The 4,950-nt window shown below is 63.2% G+C and carries 3 protein-coding genes and 2 pseudogenes; 1 reads left to right on the top strand and 4 read right to left on the bottom strand.

The annotated features are described in order from the left end of the window. Together KRR26_RS36135 and KRR26_RS36130 are read right to left on the bottom strand one after the other, a co-directional pair. Positions 1-553: pseudogene (locus KRR26_RS36135) on the bottom strand (hypothetical protein); the annotation flags it as partial. Between the two features lie 279 nt (positions 554-832). Continuing rightward, entirely contained in the window at positions 833-1,204 is a 372-nt protein-coding gene (locus tag KRR26_RS36130; protein WP_407931764.1) for a transposase, read from the bottom strand. A 275-nt stretch (positions 1,205-1,479) separates the two neighbouring features. Between KRR26_RS36130 and KRR26_RS37775 the strand changes: the two genes are divergently transcribed. Next, entirely contained in the window at positions 1,480-2,853 is a 1,374-nt protein-coding gene (locus KRR26_RS37775; protein WP_217082153.1) for a M57 family metalloprotease, read from the top strand. A gap of 255 nt (positions 2,854-3,108) precedes the next feature. Here KRR26_RS37775 and KRR26_RS36120 read toward each other — a convergent pair whose 3' ends face one another. Beyond that, the gene (locus tag KRR26_RS36120; protein ID WP_217082152.1) at positions 3,109-4,443 is read right to left on the bottom strand and encodes a hypothetical protein; all 1,335 of its coding nucleotides are present in this window, start codon (positions 4,441-4,443) and stop codon (positions 3,109-3,111) included. Next, positions 4,440-4,950 (bottom strand): annotated as a pseudogene (locus tag KRR26_RS36115) (hypothetical protein); the annotation flags it as partial. The pseudogene KRR26_RS36115 and the gene KRR26_RS36120, both read right to left, overlap by 4 nt.

Below are 4,950 nucleotides of genomic sequence, written 5' to 3'. Positions count from 1 at the left end.
TGCGGCGCGCCAGCCCACCCGTGGCCTCCGCCTTCCAACTCTCGGCGTAGAAGTTCGCGTCCCGCACGAGCGGCAGCGCGCCTCGAGGCTGAAGGTTGGACACGTCCGCGTCCACCACCGCGCCAGGCGACAGCCCCGACGCCACCTCCTGCTCCAGTGCCTCGTCTCGCGTCCATTGCACGCGCCCGGGCGGCAACTCGGTACGAGACGGGCTTGTCACGCGGAAGATGCGCAGCACGGAGCGCTCGGCATCCACGCGACTGCCCGCGATGACATAGCGGGTGAACGTGGCCGGCGTGGATCCGCCCATGGGCTCGGCGCGCCAGTCGGTCCTCGGCAGACCGCCCTCGCGCTCCGGCTCGAACCGCAGCCCCCGAGCATCCAGCAGCGCACGCGCTCGCGCTGCCGCGTCCTGCCACGTCAGGGCCAGGACGTGCTCGGACGAGAGCGGCGACTCCGGCTCCACCGGCGCCACCGGCCGCACGTTCCGGGCACATCCACCCAACACCAGCGAGACACCCACGCCGCACGCGAACCACCGAAACCAAGCCATCCAGTCCCTCCGTTCACCACGCAGTGTGACAGGTGAAACCCTGGGCGCAATCTGGCGCACCTCCCTCGCGGCGCTACCCGACGCGGTGCGGGTCAACGTTCCGGTTGGCTTGACAAGCCCACCCTGCCCCGGCCCATCGACACCTCCCGCGGAACCCACGCGCAGCCCGCTCTCGCCTAGCAGGGTGTTGAAGAAGCCCGGTTTGCAGGCATGAGACCGGGCCTCTCGTTGCGTCTGTTCTCAACCTTGTCTTTTGGGGTGGCGGAGGGCGAAGGGAGCCTATGCGGCGGTCAACCCCGCCATCCGCACCAGGTTGTACGCGGCACCCACCAGGTAGGCCGCCAACTCCGTCCGCTCCCAGCCTTTGAAACGCGTCTTGCGGAAGCCGCCCACCGTCTTCATCCAGCCCCAGACCTCTTCGATTCGCTTCCGTATCCGCTGGCTGAGGGCGTAGCCGGCGGGCCTCGTCGTTCGCCTGTCGATGGCCGAGCGCCGTCGAGTGTCCGTGGTTTGGGCAATGTAGGGCGTCACTCCCATGCGTCGGCAGTCGGCGACGAAGTCCGCCGTGTCGTAGCCCTTGTCCGCGCCCACGGAAGCGCGCTCGTTTCGGGACTTCAGCCCTTCGAGCATCATCACCGCCGCATCGCGCACGGCTCTCCTCCGGAATACCCGGAGGGCCTCTAAGCTGTTGCACATTCAGGACCAGCCTTCCAACAACAACACAGGCTAGCCAACCCAAGGTCAGAACTGCCCCGGGCCCACACGACCCTCCGCTACTGCAATTCGCACAATTCAGACAGCTTGCACGAGTCCATTTGCCCTATTGTTCTGACAAATTTCCGAGAGATGCTCTCTGCGGCGCCGCATGGATTTTGGAATCCCAGTCCTTCGGCGCATTCCTCGCAGTCAGAAACTCAAGAGGCCCCATGCTCAAGAAGACAGTTTTCCTCGTCGCTGCCTGTAGCGCATTGCTGCTCGGTTGTGGCGGAGCCCCTGAGACGGAGCAAGACGTCAATGAGGAGGTCATCTCCAACCTGCTTGAGGCTGGCTTTCCCCTCAACGACATCATGGTCGCCGACGGCAACGTGTACGTCGGGCGCGACGCCCATATCACCCTCCAAGCTTCGCGCGAGATGCTCCAGGCAAACGAGACGAGTGAGGAGCAATACCGCACCACCAACCAAGTGGGCACGGGCGTAACGAAAATCTGCGTCAATCCCACCGCCGATTTCAACACTTATCCCATGCTGAGCCAGGGGCTCGACCTAGCCATTGCCAATTACAACGCGCGAGCACTCCGGCTCACATTCGCGCGTGGACCGACTACGGGCTGCACCGCGAATATCACTGCGCAAACCATGGCCGGCACTGGCGGCTCCGCGGGCTTCCCCTCAGGTGGTCTACCCTACGGAGTCATCAACATCGGAACAGGACTTAACACGTACAGCCTAAACGTGAACAAGCACGTCATCACCCACGAGTTGGGCCATACCATCGGATTCCGCCATTCGGACTACTACAATCGCAGCATCAGCTGCGGCTCCGGCGGAGATGAGGGGGATTCGGGCGTTGGAGCCATCCTCATCCCCGGGACGCCTGCCACTGCCGTCGTCGGCGGGTCGATCATGAACTCCTGTTTCCGGTCAACTGAAACTGGCGAATGGACCAGCACCGACATCACCGCACTGGGTTATCTCTATGGCACCGGCGGCGTCGCAGCCTGCTCCAGCCTCAACTTCGTGGCATACCGCGGTCAGAACGGGACGCAAATCAGCTGCAGTTGTCCCGGCGCAGGCTCTGGCTCCGTTTGGGGGACGGACACTTATACCGATGACTCGGATGTCTGCGCGGCTGCGGTGCACACCGCCGCAATTCCCTCCAGCGGAGGGACAGTCCTCGTCACCATCCGACCGGGACAGAGCAGCTACACGGGCAGCACCCGCAATGGAATCACCACGCTCTCCTACGGCGCATGGAACGGAAGTCTCTCCATCGCCAGCGTGACGCCACCCGCTAATTGCACGAGCTACGACTTCACGTCGTACCGCGGACAGAATGGGACGGCGCTCCGTTGCAGCTGCCCCACAGTTAGCGGTGGAACGGTATGGGGGACGGATACCTATACGGACGACTCCAGTGTCTGCGCGGCAGCGGTACACGCGGGCGTAATCTCCACCGGCGGCGGAGTGGTGCTCATCACCATCCGGCCAGGACAAGGCAGCTATACGGGCAGTACTCGTAATGGCATCACCACGCTCTCTTACGGGGCATGGAGCGGAAGCTACTCGGTCAGCCCGTAACTCCGCCGACAAGGCCCTCCGGGAGGAGCATCTTCCGGAGGGCCAAGCGACCGGCCCGACGCTGATGTAGCCTCCCCCCGCATTGCCGCAGCAGTGCGCGAAGCTCAAGACAACTCATTCCCACTCGGAAGTCGCCCTCAGGAACCACACCAGCTCATTCAGGTGCAGCTCATTCCGGACGCCCCCTTTCGCGGAGAGGGCAGCCGAGCTAAGGAATCAGCGGTTGGCGTCCACCACACAGGGAGGAAGCCCCAGTCAGGGCCGGTACCGCTCCGCCTCTTTGAAATACTGAGTGAGAGAGAACTCCAGCAGCGACTGGCGGGACTGCATGTATCGGCGCGCCCGGAGGAAGGGCAGCCAGACGCGCTTGCCCACCCGCACCTGGGACTCATCCATCTTCTCGCGCAACACCCACGTCCCGCCCAACCGTCGCACGAGGACATCTCCCAGGTAGACGCCTAACGCCGGTATCGTATGCCCTTCGATGACGTCGCGCGTATAGCGCTCGGGAAAATGGGTTTTCCAGAAGTGGAAGTCGAGGTCCGTGAGCGACTCGGGCGTCTCGTCCATGATGGAGGGCACTTCCGTGTGAAGGACAGCCACGAGACCTTCGGACAAGTCTCCATAGGATTCGAGGATACGCTCTGGACTCGCTACGTCTGACGGCAACGCGACTGGCATCCATTCCTCAGGTTCGGGGGGCCGGAAGGCGTTGAGTTCGGCAATCTTCCGTTGCCGTTCGCTGATGGCGAACTCGTCCGGCAGTCGCGACAGGAGCGGCGCAATATCCGGGTGGAAGAGCGGCTCGACGGGTACGAGCGCGGCGCTGCGCTCCCGCAGCGTGCGGAGCACCGTGTCGAAGTCGAGGTCCGGCCGCAGGTGAACATGGGCCCGGGCCTGCACCACGCGCGCCTCCTCGCTGGCGAATTCGGCGGGAGTTGGCCACAGCACCAGGAGGACAGAGCCGTTGGGAAGCTCCTCCACGAGATGCGCGGGCGTCGACAGCATTCGCTCGCGGCCAACGGACGCCACCAACTTCGGACCGAAGATGTTCAGCCAGAATAGCTCATAAATCTTGTCGAACCCATCCCGCTTCCATGTCTCATCGTCGCGACCGAAAGCGGGGGCATCCGCAAGCTCTAGATCAGCCAAGCTGTGCGCTGTGGCGTACTCCGAAGGGTACCAGGAAGCCCAAGCACGGGCCGCTGCCTCAAAGCCGCGACAAGTCTCCACCTCGTCGAAGAATGAGAGTGGCTGCGCACTAAGGCTAGCTCTCAGAGTGGAATGTTCGTCCACCGGCCCGAGATTGAGAACCAACGACACGTTGGGATTCTCCGTGCGAATGAGGCCGATGATCGCTCCGTACTCATTTCGCCGCTCCTCTAGCGCTCGCCACACCGCCTCTCGCGAGTACTTCCGCTTCCGGGATGTCTTGACGAAATTCGGCACACATCCGTTGGCGTATTTTTCTAGGGCATCAAGGAACGGCGCCACTGCGCGCTCAAGCCCATTCCGCGGGTCATAGGCTCCAGCAAACGAAAAGCGCAGGCTATCCACCTTATTCAGGTCACGCAGCGTCAGCACTTTCATTGAAACAGCACCTCGACGCCCTTGACGTTGCTCTGCGTCGCGTCAACCGCGTTGTTTAGAACTACTCGCTTTGGGGGCAGCAGCGCCCTACCCTCATACACAAGGCGCACCCGCCGCACCTCCGCTTGCTGTCGCATACCGTCCCGAAGAATCTGCAGCGTTCCGCCGTAGTACTTCATGGCGTTACTAGCGTCCGTATTCAACTGCACTGGCAGCGCGTCCTCGTCCAGAGCAGCGAGGTTTCGACTCTTGAAGCTGAAGGTCTCCACTCGAGGCGGCTGACTAGGTGAGGGGCGCTCCTCGATAACGAGGACATCGGCATAGCGGAGGTCTGCCTTCGACACGCCCACGTGCGTCTCGATACGCGGCTGATCGAAGTTGCCGAGCCAGCGCCGCTGCGCCCGGGGCAACGCTGCGTCCGCCTCCAGGATGGCGACCATGGTCCGCTCGAAGGCCATACCCCGAGCATAGTAGGCGCGCATCCCCTGGTAGCCCTCCCATTTCAAG

The sequence above is a fragment of the Citreicoccus inhibens genome, assembly GCF_019039035.1.
Lineage (GTDB): Bacteria > Myxococcota > Myxococcia > Myxococcales > Myxococcaceae > Citreicoccus > Citreicoccus inhibens.
Note: the sequence above shows the minus strand (reverse complement) of the source record. Positions and strands in the feature narration are given on the sequence as shown.

Bases quoted from the DNA above. Each gene is read 5' to 3' on its own strand.
- KRR26_RS37775 (WP_217082153.1), top strand. From the start codon at position 1,480: ATGCTCAAGAAGACAGTTTTCCTCGTCGCTGCCTGTAGCGCATTGCTG.
- KRR26_RS36120 (WP_217082152.1), bottom strand. From the start codon at position 4,443: ATGAAAGTGCTGACGCTGCGTGACCTGAATAAGGTGGATAGCCTGCGC.